This is a genomic window from Halobacillus sp. ABA4_118, assembly GCF_056160205.1.
Genome location: NZ_JBSWWS010000001.1, coordinates 537,517 through 552,572 on the forward strand (window position 1 = coordinate 537,517; position 15,056 = coordinate 552,572).

11 protein-coding genes are annotated in these 15,056 nt (G+C 48.3%); 2 read left to right on the forward strand and 9 right to left on the reverse strand.

The features are described 5' to 3' along the window. Positions 1-16: 16 nt before the first annotated feature. From ACXAGL_RS02850 to ACXAGL_RS02880, 7 genes are all read right to left on the reverse strand, one after another. A complete protein-coding gene (locus ACXAGL_RS02850) occupies positions 17-373 on the reverse strand; it encodes a phage holin family protein (protein ID WP_474969398.1) in 357 nt (118 codons plus the stop codon). 26 nt (positions 374-399) lie between these two features. Next, a complete protein-coding gene (locus tag ACXAGL_RS02855) occupies positions 400-1,428 on the reverse strand; it encodes a DUF4097 family beta strand repeat-containing protein (RefSeq protein ID WP_474969399.1) in 1,029 nt (342 codons plus the stop codon). A gap of 104 nt (positions 1,429-1,532) precedes the next feature. Beyond that, positions 1,533-2,186: a bacillithiol biosynthesis deacetylase BshB2 gene (gene bshB2 / locus ACXAGL_RS02860; RefSeq protein ID WP_474969400.1), complete on the reverse strand. Its 654-nt coding sequence runs from the start codon at positions 2,184-2,186 to the stop codon at positions 1,533-1,535. Further along, the gene (locus ACXAGL_RS02865; protein WP_027956289.1) at positions 2,179-2,550 is read right to left on the reverse strand and encodes a YojF family protein; all 372 of its coding nucleotides are present in this window, start codon (positions 2,548-2,550) and stop codon (positions 2,179-2,181) included. Before ACXAGL_RS02865 ends, bshB2 begins: the two co-directional genes overlap by 8 nt. A 66-nt stretch (positions 2,551-2,616) precedes the next feature. Further along, positions 2,617-5,493 (reverse strand): excinuclease ABC subunit UvrA, encoded by a 2,877-nt coding sequence (uvrA, locus tag ACXAGL_RS02870; protein WP_474989690.1) that lies wholly within the window; start codon positions 5,491-5,493, stop codon positions 2,617-2,619. 6 nt (positions 5,494-5,499) lie between these two features. Continuing rightward, entirely contained in the window at positions 5,500-7,479 is a 1,980-nt protein-coding gene (gene uvrB, locus ACXAGL_RS02875; RefSeq protein ID WP_474969402.1) for an excinuclease ABC subunit UvrB, read from the reverse strand. Between the two features lie 175 nt (positions 7,480-7,654). Next, on the reverse strand, positions 7,655-9,244 hold the full coding sequence (locus ACXAGL_RS02880; RefSeq protein ID WP_474989692.1) for a peptide chain release factor 3: 1,590 nt from the start codon (positions 9,242-9,244) through the stop codon (positions 7,655-7,657). Positions 9,245-9,505: 261 nt separating this feature from the next. Between ACXAGL_RS02880 and ACXAGL_RS02885 the strand changes: the two genes are divergently transcribed. Beyond that, positions 9,506-12,709: a DEAD/DEAH box helicase gene (locus ACXAGL_RS02885; RefSeq protein ID WP_474989694.1), complete on the forward strand. Its 3,204-nt coding sequence runs from the start codon at positions 9,506-9,508 to the stop codon at positions 12,707-12,709. 42 nt (positions 12,710-12,751) lie between these two features. On the opposite strand, the gene ACXAGL_RS02890 is transcribed toward ACXAGL_RS02885, so the two are convergent. Both ACXAGL_RS02890 and ACXAGL_RS02895 read right to left on the reverse strand, forming a co-directional pair. Further along, a complete protein-coding gene (locus ACXAGL_RS02890) occupies positions 12,752-13,642 on the reverse strand; it encodes a COX15/CtaA family protein (protein ID WP_027956284.1) in 891 nt (296 codons plus the stop codon). Positions 13,643-13,746: 104 nt separating this feature from the next. Next, the gene (locus ACXAGL_RS02895) at positions 13,747-14,301 is read right to left on the reverse strand and encodes a metal-dependent hydrolase (RefSeq protein ID WP_474989696.1); all 555 of its coding nucleotides are present in this window, start codon (positions 14,299-14,301) and stop codon (positions 13,747-13,749) included. 85 nt (positions 14,302-14,386) lie between these two features. Here ACXAGL_RS02895 and ACXAGL_RS02900 point away from each other — a divergent pair, with 85 nt between their 5' ends. After that, positions 14,387-15,034, forward strand: a complete 648-nt coding sequence (locus ACXAGL_RS02900; protein ID WP_027956282.1) for a haloacid dehalogenase type II — start codon at positions 14,387-14,389, stop codon at positions 15,032-15,034. Positions 15,035-15,056 lie beyond the last annotated feature (22 nt).

Consider the following 15,056-nt stretch of genomic DNA (forward strand, 5'->3'; position numbering starts at 1 on the left):
TCTCCGTACGGCTGCATCAGGATGTCTTCATATCTTTCAAAAGACTGTTTAGTACCAGGTTCAAGAAAGAAATGATGACCGCGGCAAGGATGGTCATGCCAAATCCATCAATATCGAATGTACTTCCAAGGAACAAGTCGGTCAGAGCCAGTGTGATGGCGTTGATCACAAACAGGAACAGTCCGAGCGAGACAATCGTAATCGGAAGAGTCAAAATGACAAGAAATGGACGGACGACCGCATTAAGGATCGAAAGGATAAAAGCGGCAAGCAAAGCACCGCCGACACCGTCAATCTGGACACTGTCGAGCAGGGCTCCGACAGCAATAATGGCAACAGCATTCACTAGAATATGCAGCAGCCAGTTTTTCATAACATTCACCTCATTTTCCCACTGTTTTAAAGCTGGACAGGGGGCTGTATCTTCACTGAACCAGTCTTCGTCTCTGCTTCTATATGATAAACATCTTCAAATTGTTCATACGCTTCGAATTCCAGCGTCTTATTCATTACGTCTTTCCGGTCTTTCAGGATTTTATAATTATCAAGGCTGCACTGAAGGGAACCGAATTTCGTTTTCAGAATCCCGTCGATTTTACGTTCAACAGGAAGAGAGACCTGAATGGCCCCTGCGGTCGTTTTCAAAAAGGCGGTATGCGCTGTGCTTCCTTTATGGTCTACGGTGATCCCTCCGCTCACAGAGGACCCATCAATTTTACCGAATGTCCCTTCGAGGGTCACCGGCCCGTTGATCGTATCTGCTTCCAACTGATCGAACACGCCTTCTTCAAGCTTGATCAATCCGTTGGCTGTATAAATTTTGCAGCTTCTCCCTTTCAGGCGGGCCCCTTTCACAGGACCGTTGGAGGTTTTCAAATGGAAATGCTCTCCTTCCAGGCCTTCCGCGTGCAGGGAGCCGTTCTGAAGCTGAGCTTTAATAAATTCATAGGAGCGTTTCGGTAAGTAAAGATCTGTATGCATTTTGATTTTCTTGGAAGGACTGGCCAAACGCAGCAGGCCATATTTGATGTCGAATTGAACATCTCCGTACACACGTTCCTTCGCCTCTTCCTCTGTGGCCGCCTGATACACTTTCATTCTGGAGGATGCCTTCACCTGATCCTCCTCCCAGGAGTAGACATGGAGGGAACCGTTGGCAATCATTAGATCCACTTCCTTCAAGTCTCCGGCATCAAGCAGGGAATCCTCTTTAATCTCCACCGATTCTCCAAAAGCAAGATCAAAGTCGGCGTTCTTGATTTTATCCACCGCGTCATCAAGAAAGTTCACAATGCCATACTTTTTCTTCTCCGGCGGTTCCTCTCCTTCACGTTCAAGAGCACTTAAAAGCTTCGCTCCTTCTTCTGCATTGATCGTACCCTTTTCAATCATCTCCAATATTTTCATACGTTCTTCATTTACCGGCATATATTCACTCTCCTTTACCTATCTATGTACGTTGTTCCCATAAAAAAAGATTCAAAAACAAAAAACCATGGATCGGACGTAAGGTCTGATCCATGGCTGCTATCTTAAAAGTGCCAGCGGTAAAACCGCTCTGTTTTCAATCGTTCCAGCTGTTCAGCGGCCTGATCATGATTTTCGATCAAACTCATCATTCCGTCCGCCTGGGAAAGGTGGGCCTGAATGGCTGCAAGCTTCTTTTCCCAATAAGGGCGGATATCATAAACGATATCCGGTTCCCCTAATACATCCGCATGGCCGTTGGAAATGGCGTGCATCCATACATCCGGGCGCGAGGCCTCTTCCATCGATTTGACGGCCTCAACCGCTGCGGCTCCGAGAGCATCATGATCCGGATGGACCGCGTACCCCGGATAATGGGTGATGACAACCGTCGCCTCCAGCTCTTCCAGTCTCTTCTTCAAATGAGACGCTACCTGATCACGCGGTTCAAATTCAAGTGTCTTATCCCGGTAGCCGAGAAACTCCACTTTTATATCGAGTTGTCTGGCTGCTTCCTTCAATTCCTGTCTGCGGAATGTGGACAACGTCTCTCTGTTAGCGAAAACCGGGCTTCCCATATTCCGTCCCATTTCCCCCAGTGTTCCACAAAGGTATGTGACTGGAACTCCTTCATCCCTGAATTTAGAGATGGTGCCGGAAGCACCAAAGGACTCATCATCCGGATGTGGGAAAATGACGACCACATGCCCTTTACTCATCAGGATCCGCTCCGTGTGAGAATGGGGTCTCGCTGATTTCCAAAGCGACCATCAAGCGGCCTTCACGGTCATGCCCCGCCATCAGAAGACGGCCTTTTTCATCGATTTCATAATCGCTCAGCCCTTCGGCGTACACCCATCCGAGATCAAGTTTAAGACCTACACGGTAGCTGCCGCCTGTGCTGACGATTTTTCCGTGTTGATAAGAAACTTCCGCATTACGGATGAAAGCTCCCACGTTATAGGCATTCTCATCGAAGTGACTGGCATACGCACCATTGGTTGTTTCCAAATGCACGTATACCGTTTTATTGGCTAACTGGTTGATTTTATCCTGAACTTTGTTCGGTTGTATTGATTCCACTCATATTCCTCCCGTCCAACCATTCTTGGTTAACGATACTTAATTTGGCGGCGGGCGTCAAAACATCTACTTGCCGGCCACTTGTTCGCGACTGTCCATCTGCTTTTCCATACGCTCACGGTCTCTCTCCAAAACGGGCTTCAAATACCGCCCTGTGTAGGAATCCTCCTGCTCAGCGACGTGTTCAGGCGTGCCACTTGCAATAATCCGTCCACCATTTCCGCCGCCTTCCGGTCCTAGATCAATAATGTGATCTGCTTCTTTGATGACATCAAGGTTGTGTTCAATGACAAGCACCGAATCCCCATTATCAACGAGACGTTGGAGAACTTTCAGGAGACGGGAAATATCATCGACATGAAGACCGGTCGTCGGCTCATCCAAAATGTAGAAGGATTTTCCGTTGGACCGGCGGTGCAGTTCACTCGCCAGTTTCACACGCTGGGCTTCCCCGCCGGACAATGTGGTAGCCGGCTGGCCGAGTTTAATATATTCCAGACCGACATCGGCAACCGTCTGCAGTTTGCGCTTAATTTTCGGAATGTTGGCGAAGAACTCCAACGCTTCTTCAATCGTCATTGCCAGAACATCGGCGATGCTCTTGTTTTTATACTTCACTTCCAGCGTTTCTCTGTTGTACCGTTTACCGTCACAGACTTCACAGGGAACATAGACATCGGGAAGGAAGTGCATTTCAATTTTAATGATTCCGTCTCCGCGGCAGGCTTCACATCGTCCACCCTTGACGTTGAAACTGAAGCGGCCTTTTTTGTACCCGCGGATTTTCGCTTCATTCGTCTGTGCAAACACATCACGGATATCATCAAAGACGCCTGTATAGGTCGCTGGATTGGATCTTGGTGTTCTTCCAATTGGTGACTGGTCGATATCAATCACCTTGTCCAGGTGCTCTATGCCTTCGACAGCTTTATGCTGTCCCGGTTTCTGCTTTCCGTTATGAAGCTTCATAGACAGCGTCTTATAGAGGATTTCGTTGATGAGTGTACTTTTCCCCGACCCGGAAACTCCTGTCACAGCCGTGAAGACCCCGAGCGGAATATCGGCATTCACTTTTTTCAGGTTGTTTTCTTCCGCTCCTTTCACTTTCAAGGAGCGTCCGTCGGATTTCCGCCGTTCAGAAGGCAGGGGAATAAACTGCCGGCCGGATAAATACTGTCCTGTCAGGGACTTGCGGTTTTTCATGACCTGTTTCGGTGTCCCCTGAGTGACGATATTTCCGCCGTGGGCACCTGCACCTGGTCCGATATCGATCAAGTAGTCCGCAGCAAGCATGGTATCTTCATCGTGTTCCACGACAATCAGAGTATTGTCCAGGTCGCGCATCCGCTTCAGCGTATTGATCAGACGATCATTATCCCGCTGATGCAGACCGATGGAAGGCTCATCCAGAACATAAAGAACGCCGGTGAGAGCGGAACCGATCTGAGTCGCCAGCCTGATCCGCTGTGCTTCACCGCCAGACAGCGTACCCGCAGAACGGGACAGCGTTAAATAGTCCAGGCCGACATTGGCAAGGAAGCTGAGTCGCTCACAGATTTCCTTCAAAATCATCCGGGCGATCGTTTCTTCTTTTTCCGTCAGTTCAACAGACTCAAAAAATTCTTTGGCCTCTGTTACGGAAAAATCAGTGGTTGTACCAATATGGCTGCCGTTGATCAAGACAGACAGAGCCTCTTCATTCAAGCGGTTGCCTTTACATTTCGGACACGGCTTCTGCGCCATGTATTTCTCCATCTGTTCACGGATATAATCGGAACTCGTTTCTCTGTACCGGCGGGAAATGTTCGGAATGACACCCTCGAAGAAAATTTCGTTCTCACGTACTTTGCCGAAGTCATTTTCATAGCGGAAGTAGACTTTTTCATCGCCACTACCATAAAGAATACGTTCTTTATGCTCTTCTGGAAGGTCACAGAACGGTTTGTCCATATCAATGCCGTAATGGTCCGCTACGCTTTTCAGAAGCTGCGGGTAATACTGGGAGCTCTGAGGTTCCCATGCAGCAATCGCATGTTCATTCAAGGAACGTCCCCAGTCCGGAATGACAAGATCAATGTCGACTTCCAGCTGAGTGCCGAGTCCATCACAGCGGCTGCAGGCACCATACGGACTGTTGAAGGAGAACATCCTCGGCTCCAGTTCACTGACGGAGAATCCACAGATGGGGCAGGCATGATGCTCGCTGAATGTAAGTTCTTCTTCTCCGATGACATCGACAATCGTGTTCCCATTCCCAAGATTCAACGCTGTTTCCAACGAATCTGACAGACGTCCTTCGACACTGTCTTTAATGACAATCCGGTCAATGACCACTTCAATGGAATGCTTTTTGTTTTTTTCGAGTTTTATTTCCTCGGAAATTTCCCGCATTTCCCCATCGACACGAAGGCGGATATACCCTTCCTTCTGGAGCTGCTCAAACACTTTCACATGCTCACCCTTACGACCGGAAACGACCGGGGCAAGAATCTGCATTTTCGTACGCTCCGGATATTCCATCAAACGATCCACCATCTGCTGGACGGTCTGGGAACTGATTTCAATGCCGTGGTTCGGACATGTCGGGCGTCCGATCCTGGCAAATAACAGACGGAGATAGTCGTAGATCTCCGTTACCGTTCCGACCGTGGAACGCGGATTTCGGCTTGTCGTTTTCTGATCGATGGAAATGGCCGGCGACAGACCTTCAATCGAGTCTACATCCGGCTTGTCCATCTGTCCGAGAAACTGACGGGCATAAGCACTTAAGGACTCTACATAACGACGCTGTCCTTCCGCATAAATCGTATCAAAAGCCAGTGATGATTTTCCGGACCCGGATAAACCCGTCATGACGACGAGTTTATTTTTCGGGATATCAATATCTATATTTTTTAAATTGTGGGCACGGGCTCCCCGAACGCTGATATGTTTACTGGGCATACTCCATCATCCCTCCGCTTTTAATTCCAGCAGAATGTCGCGCAGCTCAGCGGCCCGTTCAAAGTCGAGGTCACGCGCAGCCTGCTTCATTTCTGTTTCCATATTGTCGATCATTTCCTGACGTTCCTTCTTCGTCATTTCTGAAGGCTTCTTGCCTGTCTCATAGCTGATATCTTCTTCAGCGACGGCGGTTGCCTTAATCACATCACGGACCTCTTTCTTAATGGTCTGTGGTGTAATGCCGTGCTCTTCATTGTAGGCCATCTGTTTCTCACGACGGCGGTAGGTTTCATCGATAGCATACTGCATGGATTTCGTCATCTTATCCGCGTACATGATGACTCTGCCTTTTTCGTTACGTGCAGCACGGCCGATCGTCTGAATCAGAGAGCGGTCGGAACGCAGGAAGCCTTCCTTATCCGCGTCCAAAATGGTAACGAGTGACACTTCAGGAATGTCCAGACCTTCACGCAGCAGGTTGATTCCTACAATGACATCGTATTTACCGACCCGCAGATCACGGATGATTTCAATACGCTCCAGTGTTTTAATCTCCGAGTGAAGATACGCCACCTTAATCCCGAGGTCTTTCAAGTACGCCGTCAGATCCTCGGACATTTTCTTCGTCAGGGTCGTAACAAGGACGCGCTCGCCCTCATCTTTCCGCTTATTAATCTCCCCGACAAGATCATCAATCTGACCGTGGATCGGGCGTACTTCAATTTCAGGATCAAGCAGTCCTGTCGGCCGGATGATCTGTTCGATCATTTCAGGAGTATGTTCAATCTCATAAGGTCCAGGTGTTGCCGATACATAAGCGATCCGGTTGATATGCTCCTCAAATTCAGGGAACATGAGCGGCCGGTTATCAAGAGCCGATGGAAGTCGGAACCCGTGATCAACAAGCACCTGCTTACGAGCACGGTCCCCGTTGTACATCCCTCTTACCTGGGGAAGGGTCACGTGCGACTCATCAACCATAATTAAGAAATCGTCGGGAAAGAAGTCAAGCAGCGTATAAGGTGTCGCGCCTTCTTCGCGGAACGTCAAGTGACGGGAGTAGTTCTCGATACCGGAACAGAATCCCATCTCTCTCATCATTTCCAGATCATAGTTCGTCCGCTGCTCAAGACGCTGGGCTTCCAGCAGCTTTTCCTGGTCACGCAGTTCTTTTACACGCGCTTCCATTTCTGCTTCAATGTTGGCAATGGCTTTTTTCAATTTTGCTTCACGTGTGACGAAGTGGGAAGCCGGGAAGATGGCGACATGCTCTCGTTCACCTGTCACTTCACCCGTCAGCACATCCACCTCACGAATCCGGTCGATTTCATCTCCGAAAAACTCCACACGAATGGCATGCTCTTCTCTGGAGGCGGGGATGATTTCTACAGAATCTCCGCGGACACGAAACGTTCCACGTTGGAAATCGATGTCGTTACGGGCATATTGAATATCTACAAGCTCGCGGAGAAGCTGATCTCTGTCCTTTTCCATACCGGAACGGACGGAAAGCACCTGGCTCCGGTATTCTTCTGGAGAACCGAGGCCGTAAATGCAGGAGACACTGGCAACGATGATGACATCATTGCGCTCGAACAACGATGAGGTAGCCGAGTGTCGAAGCTTATCAATCTCATCATTGATGCTGGCGTCTTTTTCTATGAAGGTATCGGAAGAGGGAACATACGCTTCCGGCTGATAGTAATCATAATAGCTGACAAAGTACTCGACAGCATTGTTGGGAAAGAATTCCTTGAATTCACTGTACAGCTGTCCAGCCAATGTTTTGTTATGGGCAATAATTAAGGTCGGTTTGTTCACCTGTGCAATGACATTGGACATCGTAAACGTTTTTCCGGTACCTGTTGCGCCCAGAAGTGTCTGGTGCTTTTTCCCGTTCTGGATCCCCTCGACCATTTTTTCAATGGCTTTCGGCTGATCTCCCTGTGGGGAAAATTTCGAAACTAACTCAAACTTCTCATCCACGACGAAAACCTCCGTTCCTTACTAGTTACACATTAGTTTACCACATCAGTTTATCATTCTAACATCCATCGAACAAACATTCGGTTCCGGATGCTCGAAAGATCTTTCTAACCATTCATTATACCCATGTTCAGTCATATAAAAAGCACTCTGCTCAGCGCAGAGTGCTCATTGATTAATTTTCGAATGTCTGGTTGTACTGGTTCACTTCAAATAAATCGGTCAGTTCAATATGCGGATTCTTATCTTTGAACCAACGGAGGGAGAAGTCATTTTTGAACAGGACAAGCGGATTGCCTTCCCGGTCTTCGGCAAGCATGTTCCGTTCATCGAACAATGATTCATCCACCTGATCCTCATTCAACCAGCGTGGGATCCTTTCCCCGAGCTGTGTCAATTCAATATCCACATTGTACTCATTTTTCATGCGGTATTCGAACACTTCGTATTGAAGTTCACCGACCGCTCCGATGATGTAATCCTCAAAGCGATAGCGTTTGAACAGCTGGATCGCTCCTTCCTGCACGAGCTGCTCGAGCCCTTTACGGAACTGTTTGGACTTCATGACGTTTTTTGCGGTCACCTTTTTAAAGATTTCAGGCGGGAACTGCGGCAGTTCATCATACTGGAACCTGGATTTCCCTGTAACGATCGTGTCACCGATCCGGTAGACGTTCGGATCATAAATGCCGATGATATCTCCGGCGTATCCCTCTTCAACCGTTCCTCTTGAGGAAGCAACAAACTGCTGGGACTGGGCAAGTTTAAAGGTTTTCCCTGTCCGGGAGAGTGTCACGTTCATCCCACGCTCGAACTTGCCTGAGCAGATACGCACGAAAGCTACACGGTCACGGTGCTGCGGGTTCATATTGGCCTGGATTTTAAAGATGAATCCGGAGAACTCTTCATGATCCGGTGAAACGACGCCTTCTGTCGACTTCCTTGGCGCAGGCTCCGGTGCCATATCAATGAAGCTGTTGAAGAATGTTTCCACACCGAACGGGGCCAGGGCACTCCCGAAGAAGACAGGGGTCTGTTCACCGCGCATGACTTTATCCATATCGAAATCTTCCCCGGCTTCATCCACAAGCATCATTTCTTCTTCCGCTTCCTTATACGTCGCGTTTTCGGTCAGCTCAGGATGCTGATCAAGTTCAGCATAAGGAATATATTCTTCTTCCTCATTCCCTGTGTACTGGACAAACTGCTCGTTTTGGCGGTCAAACACACCAAGGAAACGCTTGCCCATTCCGGCCGGCCATGTCATGGGATAGGTTTCGATATTCAGCGTCTCTTCGATTTCTTCCATCAGTTCAAACGGCTCGCGGCCTTCCCGGTCCATTTTGTTAATGAAAGTGAAGATCGGAATCCCACGCATCTTACACACTTTAAACAGCTTCAAGGTCTGCGCTTCGATTCCTTTTGTTCCGTCAATAACCATGACCACACTGTCTACGGCTGTCAGCGTCCGGTACGTATCCTCACTGAAGTCTTCGTGACCAGGTGTGTCGAGGATATTGACCTGGTAGTCTTTATAAGGGAAGTTCATCACACTGGAAGTTACGGAAATTCCACGCTGTTTCTCAATTTCCATCCAGTCGGATGTGGCGAATTTTCCGGTTTTTTTCCCTTTGACTGTACCCGCAGAACGGATCAAGTTACCCAGTAAAAGCATTTTCTCCGTCATCGTCGTTTTACCGGCGTCCGGGTGGGAGATAATAGCAAACGTGCGGCGTTTTTTCATTTCATTTTGTATATCATTCATCGTGATATCCTCCGTCGTATTAAAAATTTCTATATGAATGGGGTGGAAAGGATATACGTCCTACATGATCTGATTCACTCCATAAAAAAAGCGCTCAGACTTATAAGCGCCTTCCTCGTATTTTTTATATGATACATTGAAAGTTAGCATAACCAACCATTAAAATCAATCACCCGGACAGGATTCCAAAGGCCGGGGCGTTCTCCTGGACCGCTTAAACCTGTTATAATGAAACTAAAACTGAGAGTAAGGATGCCAAGTATGCAGAGCTACTTATTACAACCGAAAGATATAAAGAAAATTACCGGTGAAGCCTTTTATTCACGAGGAAAACAATATTTTGAATCCGGCAAAGTGTACGGACTTTCCCATAACAGCGCTATCCATTCCTGGCGCGCTGTTGTTGCGGGCACTCATGATTATGAGGTGCGCGTCTTCTTTTTTGAGGATGATGATGTGGAGGCCACGTGTGAGTGTGCCGCCTACTCCACCTATTATACGTGCAAGCACATTGCTGCGGTACTGATTGCCATCCGCGAAAGAGCCCTGGAGGAGCTTGCTCCGAAACTGGCTGACAAAGGCCGGAACCGTTCGCCCAGGACGACAAGCCAGGACCGGATGTTTGCGGTCAGTCTATTCGAAGCCTTCCGTCAAAAACAGGAAAGCCGTACAGGGATGGACACGAAAAAGCCGCTGTGCATTCAATATTCCCTGCATATTCAATCCATTCTCGGCACACGCAGCCTCGGGATTGAATTAAAGCTTGGAGAGAAATACCCCTACGTTATTAAAAATATCCGTGAACTGCTGGAGTACATCCGAAAGCAGCAGCCCTACCGCCTGACCAAATCGTTTACGTACGATCCTGCTGAACATACGTTTTCGGAAGAGGATCAGGCCATATTCCAGCTGCTTCAAAGGGCGTATGAGCAGGAGCAGTTTTTTGAGCAGCAGTGGAATACCGCTGAACAGAAAATCTTGAAAATCTCCCCCGCCCTCGTCCACCAGCTTCTGCCCCTGCTTGAAAAGCAGGAGACGGAGGTCATCGAACGCGGCAGCCAGGCGGGTCCACTCCATTACGAAGAGTCTTTTCCTGATTTAACGTTTTATGTATCGGAAGAGCGCGGACATTTCCACATGCATATGAACCATTTAAAGGATTATGATTATTTATCTGATTACCACCTGCTTTATAAGGAAGGAAACTTCTATCCCGTCGCTCAGGAAAAGGAGGAAGTGATCCGGACGCTGTATTCCATCCTTCCCTACAACTCCAACGGCAGCCATACGATCAGCCATAATGATATGGAAGGGATCGTTTCGTACGTCCTGCCGGAACTGGCAACGATTGCGGATGTGAATCTGGACACGTCCGCCCAGCAGAAAATCAACCAGGAAGATCTCAGGGCTGAAGTGTATCTTGATTTCCAACAGTGGACATTAACGATCGATGTGAAATTTCATTACGGCGACCTTGTCATTGACCCTTTTAATGATAAGGAACGCCCCGGACAGACCATTGTTCAACGCGACTTTGAGACGGAACAGAACATCATGCAGATTATTGAATCCGCCGAATTTAAATTCGACGGGGAGATGGTGTATTTAGAAGACGAGGATCGATTGGAAACGTTCCTCTATCAATACCTGCCTTCTTTAAAGAAATACAGTGACGTATTCTTATCCGGAGCGGTCCGGTCACTGTTTGATGATCAGCAGCATGAACTGCAGGCGTCCATTGACCTTGAATCCGATGGCAGCTGGCTCGATATCAGCTTTGCCATCGAAGGCATCAGTACGGACGATGTAACAGAAGCTTTAAAGGCGGTCATTGAACGGAAAAAGTACTACCGATTATCCGATGGGGCGCTGATGTCCTTGACCTCTGATTCATTTGAGCGTTTCCAACGACTTGTGGAGGACTTGAACTTAACCACCGGAGATGTGGAGGACAACCATTTTCAAGTTGCCGCTGCACGAAGCCTGCAGGTGGATGAAACGCTGGACACGAACCTTTCCGACCGCAGCAACCGTTATGAAGAACTGGTCACCCGGCTCCGGTCCCCCCAGTCCTTTGAGATTGATCCACCCGAGAATCTGCAGGCAGATCTCAGGTCGTATCAGCTGACGGGTTTCCGGTGGATGAAGATGCTCAGTCATTACGGACTAGGCGGCGTCCTCGCTGACGATATGGGGCTTGGCAAGACGCTGCAGACGATCTCTTACATTCTCGATGAAAAGCAGGAGGGATCCTTAACCGCTCCAGCTGTTATCGTCGCTCCAGCCTCCCTTGTTTACAACTGGAAAAAGGAGCTCGAAAAATTCGCCCCGTCCCTCACGGTGCAGGTGATGACCGGTGACCCTTCAGAACGCCAGGCCGCCTTTGAACAGGCGGAGGGTAAAGATGTGTGGATCACCTCTTATCCCCTGCTCCGTCAGGATATTAAGCACTACGAAGATAAGGACTTTCATGTCATGGTCCTTGATGAGTCCCAGGCCATCAAAAACGAATCAACGAAAACAGCCTCTTCCGTCCGGTCCTTGCGTGCGAGACACCGGTTTGCCTTGAGCGGAACGCCGATCGAAAACTCGCTGCAGGAACTGTGGTCGCTGTTCCGCGCCATTATGCCCGGATTCTTTACAAGTAAGAAGAAGTTCACGCAGCTGAAACCGGCAAAAATCTCACAAATGACACGCCCGTTTATTCTGAGACGGATGAAAACCGAAGTGCTTGATGAACTTCCGGACAAAATTGATTCGGTTCAATACTCCGAGCTGACCCGTGAACAAAAAGAGGTGTACCTGGCTTATTTAGAACGAATCCAAAACGATATCCAGGAAACCATCGCAACGAAAGGGATTCAGCGCGGAAAACTGGAAATCCTTGCAGGTCTTACACGTCTCAGACAGATCTGCTGTCATCCCGCCCTGTTTCTTGAAAATTACGAAGGACAGTCCGGAAAGCTTGAACAATTGAAAGAACTGGCGGAGGAAATGAAAGCCGGCGGCCACCGGATGCTGATTTTCTCGCAGTTTTCCAGCATGCTGACCCTGATGCACAAAGAGCTGACTGACAACGGCCTGGATGCCTTCTATTTAGATGGAAGTACAAAATCAGAAAAACGGATGGACATGGTCGAAGCCTTCAACAACGGAGAAAAAGACGCTTTCTTTATCTCCTTGAAAGCCGGTGGGACCGGACTCAATCTGACCGGCGCCGATACGGTCATCCTTTATGACCTTTGGTGGAACCCGGCTATTGAAGAACAGGCAGCCGGCCGGGCCCACCGGATCGGTCAGGAAAAAGTCGTCCAGGTGATCCGGATGATATCCGAAGGAACGATCGAGGAGCGGATTTATCAGCTTCAACAGAAAAAACGCGACCTCGTCGATCAGATCATCCAGCCTGGAGAATCGATGCTTACATCGCTGAGCGAAGAAGAAATCCAGCAGCTGTTTCAATAAATCCTCACAAAAAAGCACGAGCGGACGCATCCGCTCGTGCTTTTATTCTACCGTTAAGGACTTTTTCTGAAGTTTGAACCAGTACCCGCCAAGGATACAGGCGCCAATGGTCATCGTTATCGTGGAAATGATCATATGGATGGAGGATGCCAGTACGACATTCCCTGTCACTACAATAATGAATCCAACGGCCGCATTCATCAGGATTGAAATCAAATACAACCACGACAGCGAGATGTGATATTTGAACCTGGATGCGTAAATGACAAAATAAACAGCGGCTACAATAATGACGACCGTCGCCACCCAGTGAAGCGAGTAGACAGCATTCGCCATGGATTCACTCGTAATCAAATACTCCACAGCCGGAATGTCCATCATCACATTGCTGGCACGGCTGTGTTTGAAGAAGGCGCCTAAAATCACCTGCAGGACATACAGCCCATAACCGATCAGGAACGTCCGGTAACTCATCGCAATGGAGGACCAGCGGCTCCTGTCCAGCTCAATTTTCGTCTCATGCAGACTGTAGCTCAGCAGCACAAGGACGACTAAAAGAAGCTGGCTGAATGTGACATCAAAGGTCGTAAATCCAGGCGGTGTTCCAAGCAGCACGTTCAATCCGCCAATAATGGACTGAAGAACGAGCAGCGCCAGGCTGAGAACAGCCAGAACAAATACAGATTTATTTTTTCGGTACTTATAAATGGCTCCTATCGCATTGAGGCCCGTCAGTACAATAAGCAGCGGCACCATCAACCGGTGGGAATATTCGATAATGACGTGATAATCCGTGAAATCAGGAATGATCCGGTCATTACAAAACGGCCATGACGTTCCACACGCATCCCCGGAGTCTGTCGCAACGACAAGATTTCCCAGGATAAGGGCGAGGAACGTGACAAACGTTGTAAGAATAGAAAATTTCTTCATCGTCTTACCCTTTCTCTATTTAGATCATGACATGTAACAGAAGAATTACATGTAAATCATATCATGAAAACAGTGGATTCGATAAAGGAAAGCGCACCCAACTCTCATGAACTTTTTGTGAACGAACGTTTGTCCTTCACTTTTTTCACGAACATATAGAGAAGTGAGAGGACGATGAGCGTCGTATTAACAAGGGAAAAAGCCCCGGCGTGGTAGTCATCGTCCCAATAGGAAACAGGTCCACGGAACGTGTAGCTGCTCACTGGGTAAAACATCGGCACAGCATCCTCTACATGGGTGAGCAGGTCCAGAACGATATGCCCGAGCCACCCATAGGCGAGGGCTGTCCATGCGTTCAATTTCCTCCCTTTCCAAACGAGCAGCACGATAAAAACCACTGCCCAGACAAAGACAGAATGACCGGCCTGGCGCAGGATAAAGACGACCGGGTGTTCAAATAGATCGTAGACCAGACGGAACAGCGAGCGCATCGGGTTCTCATCATCCGCTACCTCCCAGGCCCTTCTACTTACGCTCAAATATAAAAACATGACATAATAAACGATGTCTGGAAGGATACTGCCGAACACGAACCACCCGGTATATTTCTTTTTCCGGGTGGCGAAAAATGTCCAGTATCCATGGTGTAACGTGTTCATCCGTTCATCTCCCTTATCTTCCCTCGACCATTGTTTATCCTTTCAGCCGCGAGGGAAACATACAACATGGAAAGGAGTCGAAGTTATGTATAAAGCTTACGTTTTTGACGCTTACGGCACAGTCTTTGACGTGCACAGCGTGATGGAAAAAATTCATCAGTTCTATCCGGAAAAAGGAGAAGCCATCAGTCAGAAATGGCGCAGTAACCAGATTCATTATTTCCTTGTCCGTCAGCTGATTCAAGATTACCGTCCTTTTACGGATATTACAAGATGGGCGCTTCTTGATGCCCTGTCCACAAGTGGTGTGGAAGTGAAAGAAGAGGTCGTGAGTGAGCTGATGGAGGAATATCAGCACCTTTCCCCTTATGAAGAAGTTGCTTCTATGAGCGAAAAGCATCCGGACAAGACGTTCACCATCTTTTCAAATGGAACGACATCCATGCTTGAACCGCTCCTTGAAAATAACCAGCTGTCCGATACCTTCCAGCTGCTGAGTGCCGATGATGTCCAGGTGTACAAACCGCATCCGGAAGCTTACGCGTATGCTCAGGAAAAACTCGGACTGAAAAAAGAAGAAATTCTATTCTTCTCCAGCAATCCATGGGACATCACTGGAGCCACTTCCTACGGGTTCCATACCGCCTGGGTGAACCGGAAGGAACAAAAGTGGCCGGAACTCGGCATCGAACCGACTTATATCATTGATAACCTGACAAATATCCCACAATAAAGGAGTCCATTACGGACTCCTT

Excerpts from the sequence above, each read along its gene's own strand:
- ACXAGL_RS02895 (WP_474989696.1), bottom strand. The coding sequence starts at position 14,301 with ATGAACACGTTACACCATGGATACTGGACATTTTTCGCCACCCGGAAA.
- ACXAGL_RS02890 (WP_027956284.1), bottom strand. The coding sequence starts at position 13,642 with ATGAAGAAATTTTCTATTCTTACAACGTTTGTCACGTTCCTCGCCCTT.
- ACXAGL_RS02885 (WP_474989694.1), top strand. The coding sequence starts at position 9,506 with ATGCAGAGCTACTTATTACAACCGAAAGATATAAAGAAAATTACCGGT.
- bshB2 (WP_474969400.1), bottom strand. The coding sequence starts at position 2,186 with ATGAGTAAAGGGCATGTGGTCGTCATTTTCCCACATCCGGATGATGAG.
- ACXAGL_RS02900 (WP_027956282.1), top strand. The coding sequence starts at position 14,387 with ATGTATAAAGCTTACGTTTTTGACGCTTACGGCACAGTCTTTGACGTG.
- ACXAGL_RS02880 (WP_474989692.1), bottom strand. The coding sequence starts at position 9,244 with ATGAATGATATACAAAATGAAATGAAAAAACGCCGCACGTTTGCTATT.
- uvrA (WP_474989690.1), bottom strand. The coding sequence starts at position 5,493 with ATGCCCAGTAAACATATCAGCGTTCGGGGAGCCCGTGCCCACAATTTA.
- ACXAGL_RS02850 (WP_474969398.1), bottom strand. The coding sequence starts at position 373 with ATGAAAAACTGGCTGCTGCATATTCTAGTGAATGCTGTTGCCATTATT.
- ACXAGL_RS02855 (WP_474969399.1), bottom strand. The coding sequence starts at position 1,428 with ATGCCGGTAAATGAAGAACGTATGAAAATATTGGAGATGATTGAAAAG.